Raw genomic sequence first — 17,008 nt, 5'->3', positions numbered from 1 at the left:
TATTAAATTAAAAATTTAGTGATTAATCCGCCTGCCAGCCAGATATAGCAGGCGATAGCGACATACTTTAAAACGGTTTCAAGCAATGGGCTTTTTGGTGCCATCTCACTCATTGAGTGTTCCACATCTTTTTTCTTGAAAAATCCCAGATAAATTAGATATCCTGAAATGGCAAGGAAGGCGATATTCAGGTAAAAGGTATAATCCAATTTAAAATGTTCTTTATCCTGAATGGTAACCTGTGACGGATCTGGCAATATGTTCAGTAAATCAAAACTATAATGAAGGGCAAGTGCCGTACCTATTAGTGCTGTGAATAATAGGAATACAATGAAAAATGACATTTTCCAACCATAGTATTTTGCGTTGATACGTAATACCGGAAAAACCACCAAATCACTAAAAATAAATGCCATAACCCCTGCAAAACTCACACCTTTACCAAATAACAAAGCTGCCAATGGGATGTTACCCATCGAGCCTATAAAGGTTAAGAATGCGGCAATTGGACCTACGACTATATGTTCCAATATTTCAAGAAACGTAAAATCTGTATTGCCTTTACCACTATTGATAAACAGCGTTTGGAAAAATGAATCAGGTACAAAAGCCGCGACGATACCTGCGATGGTAAAACCTACGGTAACATCCTTCCAGACCATCTGCCATTCCATCTTGTATTTCTTGGCTACTTTTGCCCAGCTCGATTCTTGCTGTATTTGTTTTTTCCAATCGGTGGAATCATCCATCTCTTCATCGTCGCCTTCGCTTTTAAGGTTTTTGCGGGCTTTTTGGATAAGTTTTTTCGGGTTGATAAGGCGTATTAAAATCCAGCAAATGAGAATGAGCAAAATACCGCCCACATATTCGCCCACTACAAACTGCCATCCCAAGAAAATGGATATGATGATACCCAGCTCGATGACAAGATTTGTAGATGCCAGTAAGAAAGCGATAGATGAAACAAAGCTGGCACCTTTCTTAAAAATGGACTTGGTAGAAGCAAGTGCGGCAAAGCTGCACGAACTGCTTATAAATCCGAAAAATGTTCCAAGAAGTACACTCTTCTTTTCATTTTCGCCCATTGTTTTCTGCATCCGTTTTTCGGTTATAAAAACCTGTATCATACTACTGATGATATAGCCCAAAATAAATGCCCACAATGCCATCCAGAAAAATCCGGTAGTCGTATATGCGGCTTCGCCCCATTGTTCTAAAAATTTATCCATCACTTTTCATTTTACTTAATAGTTTCCGTCACTTTACCACATTTTAACATTCTATCGCCGAAGTAAGGATTACGGATTTCTTCTTCCGTCGATAACCAGTAGCCACCTTCATTGTTAAAAGCCATTGGGCAGAATTGCTGAAACACTTCGCCCGAATTAATTGATTCGTTGACAATGCCAGTCATTTTCTCTGTCACATCAGAAAACAAGGCGCGCTGTTTTTCAATATCATTTGATGCAGAAATTTTAGAAAGCAATTCTTTTAAAGTGGCATCGTCTGAATTTTCCAAAAGCATTTTTGCACCAGTTTTCGCTTCGTCCATATCTGAATTTACCAATGCGGTTTTAAGGTGGATATAATGCTGAAATTGTTTGCCTACATTTTCATCTTCAAAAGACAATTCTGCCATCGTAGCAGTTTCAGAATTTGATGTGTTTTTATCGTTTTTAGTTTCATTCTTACACGAAACAAAGCTTACTAAGGCAAGCATTAATAATGTTGTTTTAATTACGTTTTTCATAGGATATATATTTAGATTATTGATTTATTAAATAGTTGATAATGGACGATTGCACATAGTACCCTTTTACCGACTCGATTTGATTCATTTGAAATTTTAACTGCAATTCCTGAATATCCAGCACATCATTAAAGTCTATAGTGCCTGTCTCATAATTTTTTATTAGAATTTCTTCGGCATCTTGCGCTTGCTTTAGGTTTCGGGCTTGTGTGTTGTATGCTATGCGTGCTTGATTGCGTTGCGATTGCGCTTTCGCGAAAGCGGATTCCAACACATTTAATCGTTGTTCCCGTTGTGTTTCTATTTCTTGCTGACGCAGTTCATTTTGCCTTGAAATAGATTTATAACGGTTGTTGAAAATGGGGATGGACACCGAAACCATAGGCATCAATACATCTTTCCCATTATCGCTGAAGTTGACATCGCTACGTTCAGTTACAGGCAAGTAATCCAAACCAAAACCAATCATAGGCAAGCTCTCACGCTGGTTGAGCAATTCAGATTGTGCTACCGATTCATAGAGCTTATCGTACTTGAGTAGTTCCGGATTTAGCGTCAGCGCTTCATTGTCATAAAATGGGTCTTCCTGCGGAATTTCCATTTCTGGAATTACGTCAACATTCATCATTGAATCACGATTAAGCAAGTTGTTGAAAGCTGTTTGTTCTGCTGTAAATTCTTCTTCCAGCACTTCTTTTTGTTGCTGTAACTCGTTCTGCCGTATCTGAAGTCGTAATACATCTACGGCGCTCGCTTTGCCCACTTCTACAGATGTGAGTGCAAGTCGCTCATAGGTTTCCAGTAGTTGTATGTTTTCGTCCAGTACGGCTTGCTTGGCACGTATGGAATACAAACGATAATAGGATTGTGCGACCGAAAGTGCGAGTTTGCGTTTTGCAATCGTGATGTCTACATATTCGGCATCTGCCATTGCGGTTGCATAATTTTCACGAGCCGTGATAGTACCGAACCACGGCAACATTTGCTTGACACCTATACGTGCTCGTTGCGCGCCCACTCTGGTTTCTGGCTCGCTCACAAAATAGCCGGCACTTACTTCGGTATTGGGAATCCAGTTGGCTTCGTTTACCTTTTCTTCGGCGATGTTGTAGCGCAATTCAAAGGCTTGAATTTCTGGATTGTTGGCTTCGGCTTCCTGAATGTAGGATTGTAATTGTTGCGCTTTCGCGAAAGCGGAAACAAACAAGAACACCAGTATATATTTTAATTTTTTCATCTGTTTGCTTTTTTAAGTTGGTATTCCTTTTTCCAGCTGTATAGGACTGGCAGTAGGAAATAGGACGTGACATCGATTATCATTCCGCCAAAAATGGGTATCGCCATCGGTATCATTATATCGCTTCCCTTTCCTGTAGATGTGAGTACTGGTAGTAGTGCCAAAACTGTGGTTACGGTTGTCATCAAACACGGACGGATACGTTTTCCAGCCGCTTCCAAAGTGGCGAGCCTTATATCTTTTTGAGAATCTGGGTCATTGCTTTTGAAAGATTGGTCTAAATAGGTGGCCATTACCACGCCATCATCCGTTGCGATACCGAAAAGAGCTATAAAACCAACCCAAACGGCCACACTTAAATTGATGGTTTTCATATTGAATAAGTCCCGTAGGTTCTCGCCAAAAAAGCTGAAATTGAAAAACCATTCTTGCCCATACAACCAAATCATTATGAAACCACCTGCAAAGGCTACGGCGATTGCTGTAAACACCATAAGCGATGTAGAAACCGATCTAAACTGGAAATACAAAATCAAGAAAATAACGAGCAAACAAAGTGGTACGACAACCGATAAGGTTTTTTCTGCTCGCAACTGATTTTCATAAGTTCCCGTAAAGCGATAGCTAACACCTTGGGGTACGACCAGCGTACCGTTGTCAATGTTTTCTTGGATTAAGGCTTGAGCATTTTCCACCACATCTACTTCGGCAAAGCCATCGAGTTTATCAAACAGCACATAGCCAATTAGAAAAGTATCTTCGCTCTTAATGACTTGTGGTCCTTGTTCGTATCGAATTTCAACCAATTCACCCAGCGGTACAGGACTGCCTTTTTCTACGGGAACGTAGATGTTTTTAAGGTCGTCTGGATTTGCCCGTAACTCTCGTGGATAACGTACACGCACGGCATAGCGTTCACGACCTTCCACGGTTTGTGTGAGTGGCATACCACCAACCGCCACTTGAAGGATTTCCTGCACATCCATTATAGATATGCCGTAACGTGCCAGTTGGTCTCGCTTAATATCGATGAGCAAGTACGGTTTGCCCACGATTCGGTCTGCAAAGACGGCTTGTTCTTTAACACCTTCGGCTTGTTTTAAAATGTCTTCCAGTTGCAGTCCAAAGTTTTCTATCGACTTTAAATCGGGACCTTTTACCTTGATACCCATAGGTGCTCGCATTCCCGTTTGTAGCATTACCAATCGGGTTTCGATGGGTTGCAACTTAGGTGCAGATGTCACGCTAGGCAACTTCGTAACTCGTACTATCTCGTTCCAAATATCATCTGGACTGCTGATTTCTGGTCGCCAGTTGCGATAGTATTCGCCATCTTCATCTTCAATCAAATCATTGCGTGAGGCAGTAGTCTTGAGCGAAGCTTTTTCATAGTTTACATCTTCATCTATGTCATTATTTGGGTTGATGATGAATTTATTGTTCTTCAGCACAAACAATCCATCGTCATTAACCTTATAGCGTTGTCGCTCGCCAGAGCTATTTCGCATATATTCAGATTTATACTGAATGACGTTTTCGTACATTGAGAGTGGTGCTGGGTCAAGAGCGCTTTCTGTCCTTCCAGCTTTTCCTACCACGGTTTCAATTTCAGGAATGCTTGCCACCGCCATATCGAGCTGTTGCAGAACACGTTTGTTTTCTTCGACACCTGCGTGCGGTAGTGAGGTAGGCATTAAAAGGAATGAACCTTCATTGAGCGCTGGCATAAACTCTTTGCCCGTATTTCGCATTATGAGAATACCGAGCGTGAGCACCGTAGCCGGAACGATTAAGAATAGATATCGGTTCTGAAGTGCCCATCGCAAAATACGCTCGTAATATATCCTGAAAATTGAGAATACACCGAGCAATCCAAAACAGATAGTGGAAACAAATATCAGGTTCATCACGATGCTTCGGTCAAAGCCTAACGGTCGCCAATAGGTCGCGAGCAAAAACACGATGGCAACCGATGAAATGATAATGTCGATTAGGTTTTTACGCTTTCGCGAAAGCGTACCACGCATCTTTAAAAATGATGTGATGGCAAAGGCGATAAGAATTAGTCCTAACCAAAAGCCATAAACGATGGCGAGAATCCCCAATAAAACAAGTACGCCATTGATGGCATATTGGGTGCGTTCTCGTACACTCGTCTTGCGGAAAAGGAATGCCGCGATGGGTGGAATAATAAACAGCGCAATGACGAGCGATGCAGTGAGTGCCATTGTTTTAGTAAAGGCAAGTGGACGAAACAGTTTTCCTTCGGCACCAATCATCGTGAATACGGGCAAGAAACTGATTATTGTTGTTAAAACTGCGGTTAGGATAGCACCAGAAACTTCGGCAGTTGCGTTGTAGATGATTTCGTTTGTACTGTATTCCTTACCGTTTTCATTAAGGCGTAACTTTTCATCTTCCAAATGCCGTATCATATTTTCAGCGAGTATGACACCCACGTCCACCATTGTACCGATGGCAATGGCGATACCTGAAAGCGCAACGATATTTGCATCTACATTAAAGAGCTTCATCGTAATAAATACCATCAAAACGGCTACGGGCAATAATCCTGAAATAAGTATAGATGCTCGCAGGTTGAACACCATTATGATAATGACCAAAATGGTAATCAAGATTTCCAAAGTCAGGGCTTCGTTTAGCGTGTCCAGCGTTTCTTGAATGAGTTCGGTACGGTCGTAAAATGGAACGATGGTTACTTGTGAAGTGCGACCATCTGCCAAGGTTTTTGTGGGAAGACCAGAGCTGATTTCGGCAATTTGTGCCTTCACATTATTGATAACTTCCAACGGATTTGCACCATAGCGAGCGACTACAACACCACCTACGACTTCGGCACCTTCCTTATCCAGAATACCACGTCTTGTGGCTGGCCCTAAATGAACATTAGCCACATCTTTGATACGGATTGAAGTAAAATTTTCAGAATCAACCACCGCACTTTCAATGTCTGCGATAGACTTTACGTAACCTAATCCGCGCACAAGATATTCTGCTTGATTGATTTCGAGCGTTTGTGCGCCTATATCTTGATTACTCTGCTTTACGGCCTTGACCACATCGCCCATACTTACATTGTACTGGCGCATTTTTTCTGGGTCGATATCGACTTGATATTCCTGAACATAGCCACCTATGGAAGCTACCTCAGAAACACCACTTGCAGAGGATAGCCCGAACTTTACATAGTAATCCTGAATACTACGCAATTCCTGTAAATCCCAACCGCCAGTCACGTTTCCGTCTTTATCACGACCTTCCAACGTGTACCAAAATATCTGTCCCAGACCTGTGGCATCTGGCCCTAATGATGGGTTGACACCATCGGGCAAAAGGTTTGCAGGAAGTGAGTTCAGTTTTTCGAGTATGCGACTGCGTGACCAGTAGAACTCAATGTCTTCTTCAAAAATGATGTAGATGCTCGAAAATCCAAACATAGAAGAACTACGAATGGTTTTCACGCCTGGAATACCCAGAAGGGAAGTGGTAAGCGGATATGTGATTTGGTCTTCTATATCCTGTGGCGAGCGACCTTGCCACTTGGTAAAAACAATCTGCTGGTTCTCGCCAATATCAGGTATGGCATCTACGGCAACTGGCTCTGTAGGCAGAAAGCCAGTTTCCCAATTAAAAGGCGCATTAACCACGCCCCAACCCACGAATAGGGCGAGTAGTAGAACAGCAACAAGTTTGTTTTCTATGAGAAATTTAATGCTCTTATTCAGCATAGCATTTGATTATTAGATAATTGGAATTGCGTATTGCAAAAAATGGCAAACACGAGTTTTAGCCCACGACAGCATAGCTGTTGGGCTTCATTCTAAAAATCTAACAAATCAAATTAAGAAAGTCTGGTGCAACACTTGCACATCCCGTTTGACAAAGGGTCGCGGGTAATCTTCAAAAGGAACTTCTTCAGATTCGGTTCCTTCAAAAAGGTTTATATATGAATAGGTAAAAGCAGCGATGAACGTTTGCTGCTCGAATGAAAGTGTGTCAAATGAAATTTTGAGGTCGTCCTTGCCTTCCTTGACAATTTGCTGGTCAGTACAACACGATTTTTCAGTCATTTTAGGATTCTCACAACTTTTTACGGATTGCGCTTTTTCCATTCCGCAACCTTCAGCTTTTGAGAATAAACTGAAATCTACCAAGTTATCCCCACAATAGTGCATATCCACGGTGAATGACGTCGTGGTTACGAGCACCACGCAAGCCATAAAGATTGCCATTGATTTGTGAAGAAATAGTTTCATTTATTGTAAAGCTAGGTATAATTTTTAATTATTTCAATTGTTTAACGGAAGGTTATGTTTTACTATAGAGATTATAGGGATCTAAACATTGCTTATATTCTTCGAAGTAATCTAGAAAAGATATAAAAAGCAGTGAAGATCTTGTTTTACACCAAAATGGATCAAATATTAATTAATATTCTTAAAAGCCCATTTTGCGTGCAAATTGCGTGCAAATGAAAAAAGCTTCAAGAGTTGAAAACCCTTGAAGCCCTTTGAGTACTGGTGGAGAATACCGGATTCGAACCGGTCGCCTCTTGCCTGCCAGGCAAGCGCTCTAGCCAAATGAGCTAATCCCCCATCATAATCAATATTATTGTACTCTTAAAATAAGAAGAGGTTTTGTCGTAAAGAATTCTTTCTTTAGTACAACATTTTTCTCCCATAGTTTCTTAAAGAAACCACGTTTTCTGCGCACAACACATAACATATCTGGCTCTACAGACTGGAAGTGCTCTAGCACTCCTTGATAGGTAGTTGCATTTGTTGTGTTTTTATAAGACGCGCTCATTTTTTTAAGATCATCAGATACTTCTTTCATAGCTTCGTCAGATTCTGGAGTTTCCACGTGCAATAAGTGAAGTTCTGTCCCAAAATGTTTTTGAAGCTTTCTCAATGGTTCTAAATGACGTTTTTTATCAAACTTTCCATTTTTGAAAGCCATTAAAATATTTGAAGGCTCCTTAAATTTTTCATTTTCTGGCACTACCAGTACCGCAATATCAGTTCCTTTTACAAGCTTCCCTGTCATGTTACCTAGATACACCTCATCACGCACAGAGTTACTACGTGGTGACAATACCATAAGATCTACAGGAACGTGCTTATTAAAGCGCTCTACGCCCTCTATCACACCTCCTTTAATAGGGTGAGCAACTACAGATACTCCTTTGTGGTCTACTCCATTTACAACTTTCTCGAGCCTGCTTTCTGACTCTTCTTTAATAACGGTATTGAGCTTTGAAGCACTACCTGCTTTAGAAAACTCTTGAAAGACTGATATCGCATACACATTTGCATCAATCTCTTGTGCAAGATCTATTGCATATTGAAGCGTATTAAAAGCGCTATCTGAAGAACCTATGGGAACGAGAATATTTTTCATACTGTAACTTGTATTTTTACCTATTAACACAAAAATACTTTTTAATCTGTGATTGTACCTGCAAAAAATTCAGAAATCCCTGAAATCCTTTCACTTACTCGTGCCTGTGCGCAAGAAATGATCTCAAGAAATATTTTTCAGTGGAATGAGCACTATCCTACTGCCACTGCTTTTGAGCAAGATATTGCTCGTGATGAGCTCTTTCTTCTCAAAGAGAATGATAGCGTTATAGGTACCATTGTGTTGTCAACATTAATGGATGATGAGTATCTAGACATTGACTGGCTCACCCCTTCAAAAAATAATTTGTACATCCATAGACTTGCCGTACATCCCGACTATCAAGGACAAGGAAACGCTCGCAAACTAATGGATTATGCATACGCTTTCGCGAAAGCGCACTCGGCACCATCCATACGTCTCGATACTTTTTCTCAAAATAAACGTAATCAAAAGTTCTATGAAGCTCGAGGTTATGAGAAACTAGGGAGTATCTTTTTTCCAAAACAAAGTGAGTACCCATTTTACTGCTACGAAAGAGTTCTCTAGAGGTGGGTTATCATTTTATTAGTCTGTAATTTTACATTTTATTGATCTTTCTATTTAAAAAACTATCCTATCAGCACCTCCACAAGTAATATAGATATTTCATTCAAGCGTATACAACAGCTTGCCATTCCTGCGCTTGTTGCTGGTATTGCAGAGCCTATACTGTCTAGTACAGATGCCGCTGTAGTGGGTAATATGGCAGAAAATAGCGTTGAGTCACTTGCTGCGGTAGGAATTGTGGGTTCTTTCTTATCTATGCTAATATGGATTTTAGGTCAAACACGTAGTGCGATATCTACCATTATCTCCCAAAATCTAGGAGCAGGAAAACTAGAGGATATAAAGGTTCTCCCTGCTCAAGCAATTTACTTTAATATCATCCTAAGTATTGTGGTACTTGCTAGCACCTATTTCTTTGTTGCCGAAATTTTTACGCTACTCAATGCAAAAGGTTTAGTCCTCTCATTAAGTATCGATTACTATAATATTAGAGTATGGGGCTTTCCGCTCACCTTATTTACGTTTGCTGTTTTTGGGATTTTCAGAGGATTGCAGAACACTTTTTGGCCTATGATTGTTGCCATCATTGGTGCTTCTCTAAACATAGGTTTAGACATTGCATTAGTGTACGGTGTAGAAGGAATTATCGAACCGCTTGGTGTAAAAGGAGCTGCGTGGGCTAGCTTGATTGCTCAAGGAGTTATGGCCATTATGGCGCTCATACTTTTACTAGTAAAAACAGAGGTTTCTCTTAAACTTACATTGCCCTTACATCCGGAAATAAAAAGGCTTATCTCCATGAGTCTTAACTTGTTTGTGCGCTCATTTTCTCTTAACGTGGCGCTTGTGCTGGCTGTAAGAGAAGCAACTGCAATAAGTGATGAAACTGTGGCGGCACATACTATTGCTGCCAATATCTGGCTATTTACAGCCTTTTTTATCGATGGTTATGGTGCTGCAGGAAACCTGCTAAGCGGCCGTCTACTTGGAGCAAAAGACTATCCTAATCTATGGCAATTAACCAAGAAAGTTGTTCGTTACAATCTTGTTGTTTCGGCTGTATTAATTATTGTTTGTACCTTTTTATACAAACCTCTAGGTCTTCTTTTTAGCAATGAAGAAACGGTACTCTCTGTCTTTTACGGAGTGTTTTTTATGGTAATTATCATGCAGCCTATTAATGCTGTAGCATTCACACTAGATGCCATTTTTAAAGGGCTCGGTGAGATGGCGTGGCTACGCAACACGCTATTACTAGCTACTTTTGTAGGTTTTGTACCTGTGCTCTATATAAGTAAATATTTAGGATGGGGTGTGATAGGCATCTGGCTCGCCTTTATCGTATGGATGCTTTTTAGAGCAGGCATGCTCGTCTTCTTTTACAAGAAAAAGTATTACAACAGGCTATCTTAAAGTATATCTTAATCACCTATTGGGACAATAACATCTCCATCATCACTCGATAGTGTCTGGCTAGCTTCAGTTACTTTGGCTAGATCTTCATCGGTAATCGGTTTTCCTAGGTAAATTAAGTGGCTTCCCTCAAAAGATTTTACATCCACGTCTTGTATAAATGAGCTAATGATTTCTAAGGTATTATCCTTCTTCTTTACAAACAGCGGAATCATATTTTTATCATCTGCCACAAGTTTTCCTATAGCCATGTACTCCTCCTTTGAAGATACCGCAACCTCATTGATCGTAGGATACTGTCTCGTAACATCTGTCATATTAAAGAAGTCATCTGTTGCCGAAAATAATCCTTCCTTAGGTAGTTGTGCGATGTTATCCATCTCTCTCTTAGAGATAAGACGGTAAGCTCCATTTTCTCCAAACTGCTTTCTAAATCGGTTAATCGCATATTTATTAATATCGCTGTTTCCTGTTAATGACATTAAATATCCTATGTCACTAAGCTCAACATCATCTGTAAGATCATCTGCATAGACATTTGCCTCTAGCGCCATGAGCCCAGCTTCTTTTGCTGTACGTATATGATTAGAATTGCTATCAAGAAGAACTACGTGACGACCATTTTTTTGAAGATATTTGGCTATTAATCGTGGCATTTCTGACGCTCCTACAATAAGAATACCCTCAGATTTAGTAAGAAATACGCCCACCATCTTTGCAAATAATCGTGCAGTAGTTGCATTCAATAATACGGTACCCAGTACAATCATAAATACCAATGGTGTGATGTACTCTGCTCCTGGCTCTCCTTTTATTAACAGTTTAGACCCAAAAAGTGAAGCAATACCTGCTGCTACAATTCCTCGTGGTCCTACCCATGAAATAAACAGCTTGGCATTGGTTTGTAAATCTGATCCCCAAGTACTCAAGAAGACGCCTATAGGTCGTATAACAAATACCACTACAAGGAATAGTGCTAGTGTCTCCCAGCGATATAATAACTCAAGATCTACAAGATTCATATTTGCCGAAAGCAAAATGAACAGCACAGAAATAAGTAAGACACTTAACGACTCTTTAAAGTATAGTAGTTCCTTAATATTAGGAAGGTTTATGTTTCCTAGCACCATCCCCATCACTACTACTGCAAGTAGTCCAGACTCGTGAGCAAACTGGTCTGACATTACAAATACACCTAGCACTGCGGCTAGTGTAAATACATTCATCAGATAGTGTGGTACAAGCTTCTTTTTGATAATAAAAGCCAGCGCATGAGCAAACGTAAACCCAAACGTACTTCCAAAAAGTACAATTTTACCAAACTCCACTAAGGCCGTCTTTGTAAAAGCTGCTCCTTCTCCTACAGAGATAAACTCATACATTAATACTGCCACAAGTGCTCCTATAGGATCTATAAGAATCCCTTCCCATTTAAGTACTGTAGAGATATCTCGCTTTACAGGTACGTTTCTCAAAATTGGCGATATCACGGTAGGTCCTGTTACAATGATAAGTCCTGAGAACAATAAAGAGATCTGAAGACTAAGTCCAAATATCCAGTAGGCAGCAAATCCTGCTCCTAAAAATGTTACAAGGCTTCCTATAGAAATAAGCTTTGTAATTACTGGACCTACATTCTTAATTTCATCACGTTTTAATGTAAGTCCGCCTTCAAAAAGGATAATAGATATGGCAAGCGATACAAACCAATACAAACTCTCTCCTGGAAAAAGTCCTTCTTCCCCATTCCATATAGGTTCTATCCATTTTGTACCATCTTCAGAGATTAAAGTAGATACAGGTCCTACAAAGAGACCTATGAGTAGTAATGGTAAAATTGCTGGTAATTTTAAACGCCATGCGGCCCATTGTGCAATGATTCCTAAAATAATGATTCCAGCGAGTTCTAACATGGTAATTCTGTTTTGATGCGATATTAGTGTTTTTCCGTTTTTGGCGGTCGTTGTGAAGTTACAATTCTTTGTTAAAAACTAGGGGTGCCAACCGTTTAAAAAGCGCCTTTTTGGTATTTTGCAGAGATTTTGTTTTTGGGAATAGTACTCTTTTTTACATTTTTCACGCTTTCGCGAAAGCGTAACTGTAGTAATCCCACTTAGATGCAACCTTATTTATGAAAATATATCCCATTGAAGCCGGAAATTTTAAGTTAGATGGTGGTGCCATGTTTGGCGTTGTTCCAAAGACTATCTGGAGCCGAACAAACCCTGCAGATACTAATAACCTTATAGATATCGCCGCAAGATGTATGCTTATAGAGGATGGCAACAGACTTATCCTCATTGATAATGGAATGGGTGATAAGCAATCTGAAAAGTTTTTTGGCTATTACCATCAGTGGGGAGACCACTCTATAGATGCATCACTTGCTCAATATGGTTTTCACCGTGATGACATTACAGACGTATTTATGACGCACCTACATTTTGATCACGTAGGTGGAGCCATACAGTGGAATAAAGACCGAACAGGCTATGAACCTGCATTTAAAAATGCGAAATTCTGGACCAATGAAAATCACTGGCAATGGGCTGTTGAACCTAACAATAGAGAGAAAGCTAGTTTCTTAAAGGAAAACCTCATCCCTATGCAAGAAAGTGGACAGCTTCACTTTATAGAACGAGGAGAACAAGCTTTTCAAAAAAATAGCGAACTCAACTTTGGTATTCTCTTTGCAGATGGTCATACAGAAAAGCAAATGCTTCCACATATCGAGTATCAAGGTAAGACCATTGTTTTCATGGCAGACCTGCTCCCTACTCTAGGACACTTACCCATTCCTTATGTGACAGGTTATGATACAAGACCGCTACTTTCTATAAGCGAGAAAGAACAATTCTTAAACATCGCTGCAGATAATAATTACTATCTATGGCTAGAGCACGATGCTCACAATGAAATTATTACCGTACAGCACACCGAGAAAGGCGTGCGTGCAAATGAAATTTATACCTTTAAAGACTTATTTAACTAATATGATGAATTTACAACACACAAAATCTCTTGTGATTGCAGCAATGGCTGCCACTTTTTTAGCCTCTTGTGAGACTCCATCTGCACTGGTAACTGTACCCGTAGAAAATGTAGATAGCAACCCTCTCAAAGTTTCTGCACTTACAGAAAGTGAGAAACAAGCATGGAGCTCAAGAGATCTTAGAACTGATACCATCCCAGGCATGAGCGTAGATCGTACGTATGCCGAAATTCTTCCTGGTAAGTCTGGACAGCAAGTAATTGTTGCTGTAATAGATTCTGGTATTGATATTAACCATGAAGATCTTAAAGGTCGTATATGGACTAACCCAAAAGAGATTGCTGGTAACGGTAAGGATGACGATAACAATGGATATATAGATGATGTACATGGCTGGAATTTTCTAGGGGATGTAGGTGCAGAGCAACTTGAGTTTGTACGTATCATCAAACGTTTTGAAGGTGAGTTCGCTGGTAAAACACTAGCAACTATTCCTGCGTCTCAAAAAGATATCTTCTTACAATATCAAAAAGCAAAAGCTGAGTATGACGAGAAAGTTGCAGGTGCACAGCGTCAAAAAACACAATACGAGCAAATTGCTAGCCAGCTTAAATCTTCACATCCTGCGATAGTAAAAGCATTAGGGAAAGAAGATTACACGCAAGCAGATCTTGCAACTATTAAAAACCCTTCTGCCGAGATGCAGAACCACATTGGGTTTATTACTCAAATGTTTCAGTACACAGAGAGTATTCCTGACTTTATGAAAAACATAGATGAAGGTGTTGAATACTTTACTGGTCAGCTAGAAGCAAATTATAATAAAACAGCCGATTTTAGAAAAGTACTAGGTGATGATCCTTACGATATTACAGACACAAAATACGGTAATAATAATGTATATGGACCTGAGCCAGACGGCGCAAAACACGGTACGCACGTAGCAGGAATCATTGCTGCAACACGTAACAATGGTAAAGGAATGAATGGTGTTGCAAATGGTAACATTAAAATCATGGCAGTACGCGCTGTGCCAGATGGAGATGAGTATGATAAAGATATCGCACTTGCAATACGCTACGCAGTAGATAATGGTGCAAAGGTGATTAATACTTCTTTTGGAAAGTATTATGCACAAAACCCGGAGTGGGTATATGATGCAATAAAGTATGCTGCCAAAAATGATGTGCTTATCGTAAACGCTGCGGGTAATGAGGGACTTTCTCTTGATGATCCAGCAAACCGTGTATATCCTAATGATCAACTAGATAACGTAACAGAAATGGCAGATACTTTCTTAACGATAGGCGCTCTAGCACCTAAGTATGGAAGCCAGTTGCTTGCAAACTTCTCAAACTATGGGAAATCTAATGTAGATGTATTTGCTCCTGGAGTAGATATTTACTCTACTACACCAGAAGATACGTATGAGTATCTAGGCGGTACGTCTATGGCTGCGCCTAACACAGCTGGAGTTGCTGCAATGTTACGTAGCTACTACCCTAAGCTTTCTGCAAACGAGGTTAAAAACATTATCATGAAGAGTGGTCTTACTACTAATACTTCGGTAATTCTAGGTGGAGATACAGAGAAGCAAGCACGCTTCAATGAAGTATCAAAATCTGGCGAAATGGTAAATATGTACAACGCTTTTAAACTAGCAGAACTACAAAAATAATTTTAGTAATTTCTCAAAATCCCAAACTCCTCAATAACGGAGTTTGGGATTTTAACTTTAAATCAATCAATAATGAAAAACGCTTACAAATTACTGGTGATGGTATCGTTGTTCGCTTTCGCGAAAGCGTATGCACAAAACAACACCTCTTACTGGCAACAGCACGTCGATTACGAAATGGAAATCGACATGAATGTAAAAAACTATCAATATGATGGTACGCAAAAGCTGGAATATACAAACAACTCTCCAGAGACGCTAGACCGTGTATTTTATCACTTATATTTTAACGCGTTCCAACCAGGAAGTGAGATGGATGTGCGCTCACGCAACATTGCAGATCCAGATGGTCGTGTAAAAGATCGTATCAGTAAGCTAGCTCCAGATGAGATTGGGTTTATTAAAGTAAATAGCCTTACCCAAGATGGTAAGCAGTTGACTTACGAAGTAGCGGGAACGGTACTTGAAGTACAACTTGCAACTCCTATTGCACCAGGAGCAACTACTACTTTTGAGATGGATTTTAAAGGTCAAGTACCTACTCAAATACGCCGCAGTGGTCGTAACAACAAAGAAGGTGTTGCACTATCTATGACACAATGGTACCCAAAAATGGCCGAATATGATTTTGAAGGCTGGCACGCAGATCCTTATATCGCTCGTGAGTTTCACGGAGTTTGGGGAGATTTTGATGTAAAAATCAACATTGATGAAAACTACACAGTAGGTGGTACAGGATATTTACAAGATCCAGAAGATATGGGTCATGGGTATGCAGGAACTTCTATGAAGCCAGGTAAAAATGCAAAGCGTGGTAAATTACAATGGCACTTTAAAGCACCAAACGTACACGACTTTACATGGGCTGCAGATCCTGAGTATGTGCACGACATGATCATAGGAGAAAATGATACAGAGCTTCACTTTTTCTATAAAAATAAAGAGTCTATCAAAGCAAACTGGAAGAAACTCCAGCCTATGACGGCAGACTTACTTGCCTTCTACAACAAGCACGTAGGTACATATCCATACAAGCAGTACTCTGTGATACAAGGTGGTGATGGTGGTATGGAGTATGCAATGAGCACACTTATTACTGGTGAACGTAAATTTGGAAGCCTATTTGGCGTGACTGCACACGAGATGGCACACACTTGGTTCCAGTTCTTACTAGCAAGTAATGAAGCAAAGCACGAATGGATGGATGAAGGATTTACGTCATACATCTCTTCTCTTGCCGAAAATGAACTTACAGGAGGTGATAATCCTAATCCGCTTTCTGGGTCGTACAGAGGCTACTATTACCTCGTTAAAAGCGGTAAAGAGCAACCACAGACAACGCATGCAGATCGTTATAACGAGAATATGCCTTACAGCATCGCAGCATACAGTAAAGGAGCAGTATTTCTTGCACAGTTAGGATACGTTATTGGTGAAGACAACCTTAAAAAAACACTTAGAAAGTACTTTGACGATTTTTCTTTTAAGCACCCTACACCTAACGATATTAAACGTACTGCAGAAAAAGTTTCTGGAATGGAGCTAGACTGGTACTTAATGGACTGGGCACAGACTACAAACACTATTGATTACGGTATCACAAGTGTAGAAGCAGATGGTAATAAAACTAAGGTTACGCTTACGCGAAAAGGACTCATGCCTATGCCTATAGATCTTTATGTTGATATGGCAGATGGTTCTCAAAGATCATACTACATGCCTTTACGTATGATGCGCGCCGAAAAGCCAAACCCAACACCAAACATCGCTCGTGAGCAACTAGCAGACTGGCCTTGGACAAACCCTACATATACATTCACCATTGATGCCCCACTAAGTGAGGTAAAAATGATGAAAATTGATCCTACATCTATGATGGCAGATATTGATCAAACAGATAACGTTTGGGAGAAAGAGTAAGGAATCTCTTTTAAATATATAATACTATAAACCAACCCGCAATGGGTT

Annotated in this window: 12 protein-coding genes and 1 tRNA gene; 5 read left to right on the top strand and 8 right to left on the bottom strand. The window is 40.1% G+C overall.

Annotated elements, in window-relative coordinates:
* Positions 1–2: 2 nt before the first annotated feature.
* The 7 genes from SJY37_RS05050 to SJY37_RS05020 all read right to left on the bottom strand — a co-directional run bounded on the left by SJY37_RS05050 (position 3) and on the right by SJY37_RS05020 (position 8,408).
* A complete protein-coding gene (locus SJY37_RS05050; protein ID WP_108877500.1) occupies positions 3–1,229 on the bottom strand; it encodes a permease in 1,227 nt (408 codons plus the stop codon).
* Positions 1,230–1,240: 11 nt separating this feature from the next.
* Positions 1,241–1,750: a DUF3347 domain-containing protein gene (locus tag SJY37_RS05045; protein WP_298323326.1), complete on the bottom strand. Its 510-nt coding sequence runs from the start codon at positions 1,748–1,750 to the stop codon at positions 1,241–1,243.
* 16 nt (positions 1,751–1,766) lie between these two features.
* Positions 1,767–2,987, bottom strand: a complete 1,221-nt coding sequence (locus SJY37_RS05040; RefSeq protein ID WP_108877498.1) for a TolC family protein — start codon at positions 2,985–2,987, stop codon at positions 1,767–1,769.
* Positions 2,984–6,736, bottom strand: a complete 3,753-nt coding sequence (locus tag SJY37_RS05035) for an efflux RND transporter permease subunit (protein WP_108877497.1) — start codon at positions 6,734–6,736, stop codon at positions 2,984–2,986. Before SJY37_RS05035 ends, SJY37_RS05040 begins: the two co-directional genes overlap by 4 nt.
* A 108-nt stretch (positions 6,737–6,844) precedes the next feature.
* Positions 6,845–7,240: a hypothetical protein gene (locus SJY37_RS05030; RefSeq protein ID WP_298323331.1), complete on the bottom strand. Its 396-nt coding sequence runs from the start codon at positions 7,238–7,240 to the stop codon at positions 6,845–6,847.
* 286 nt (positions 7,241–7,526) lie between these two features.
* A tRNA-Ala gene (locus SJY37_RS05025) sits at positions 7,527–7,603 on the bottom strand.
* A 13-nt stretch (positions 7,604–7,616) separates the two neighbouring features.
* A complete protein-coding gene (locus tag SJY37_RS05020; RefSeq protein ID WP_035335057.1) occupies positions 7,617–8,408 on the bottom strand; it encodes a universal stress protein in 792 nt (263 codons plus the stop codon).
* A gap of 48 nt (positions 8,409–8,456) precedes the next feature.
* Between SJY37_RS05020 and SJY37_RS05015 the strand changes: the two genes are divergently transcribed.
* Positions 8,457–8,957, top strand: a complete 501-nt coding sequence (locus tag SJY37_RS05015) for a GNAT family N-acetyltransferase (RefSeq protein ID WP_298323335.1) — start codon at positions 8,457–8,459, stop codon at positions 8,955–8,957.
* 69 nt (positions 8,958–9,026) lie between these two features.
* Positions 9,027–10,370 (top strand): MATE family efflux transporter, encoded by a 1,344-nt coding sequence (locus tag SJY37_RS05010; RefSeq protein ID WP_298323849.1) that lies wholly within the window; start codon positions 9,027–9,029, stop codon positions 10,368–10,370.
* 8 nt (positions 10,371–10,378) lie between these two features.
* Here the strand turns inward: SJY37_RS05010 and SJY37_RS05005 are convergent, their stop codons facing one another.
* Positions 10,379–12,283, bottom strand: coding sequence for a sodium:proton antiporter (locus SJY37_RS05005; RefSeq protein ID WP_298323336.1), 1,905 nt, complete (start codon positions 12,281–12,283; stop codon positions 10,379–10,381).
* Between the two features lie 218 nt (positions 12,284–12,501).
* Between SJY37_RS05005 and SJY37_RS05000 the strand changes: the two genes are divergently transcribed.
* From SJY37_RS05000 to SJY37_RS04990, 3 genes are all read left to right on the top strand, one after another.
* A complete protein-coding gene (locus tag SJY37_RS05000) occupies positions 12,502–13,362 on the top strand; it encodes an MBL fold metallo-hydrolase (protein WP_298323338.1) in 861 nt (286 codons plus the stop codon).
* A gap of 4 nt (positions 13,363–13,366) precedes the next feature.
* Positions 13,367–15,040, top strand: coding sequence for a S8 family peptidase (locus SJY37_RS04995; protein WP_298323852.1), 1,674 nt, complete (start codon positions 13,367–13,369; stop codon positions 15,038–15,040).
* Positions 15,041–15,112: 72 nt separating this feature from the next.
* On the top strand, positions 15,113–16,960 hold the full coding sequence (locus SJY37_RS04990; RefSeq protein ID WP_298323340.1) for a M1 family metallopeptidase: 1,848 nt from the start codon (positions 15,113–15,115) through the stop codon (positions 16,958–16,960).
* Positions 16,961–17,008: the final 48 nt, after the last annotated feature.

The sequence above is a fragment of the Dokdonia sp. R78006 genome, from assembly GCF_042466145.1.
Lineage (GTDB): Bacteria > Bacteroidota > Bacteroidia > Flavobacteriales > Flavobacteriaceae > Dokdonia.
The sequence above is the reverse complement of the archived record's forward strand: the minus strand, read 5'-3'. Positions and strand labels throughout refer to the sequence as shown.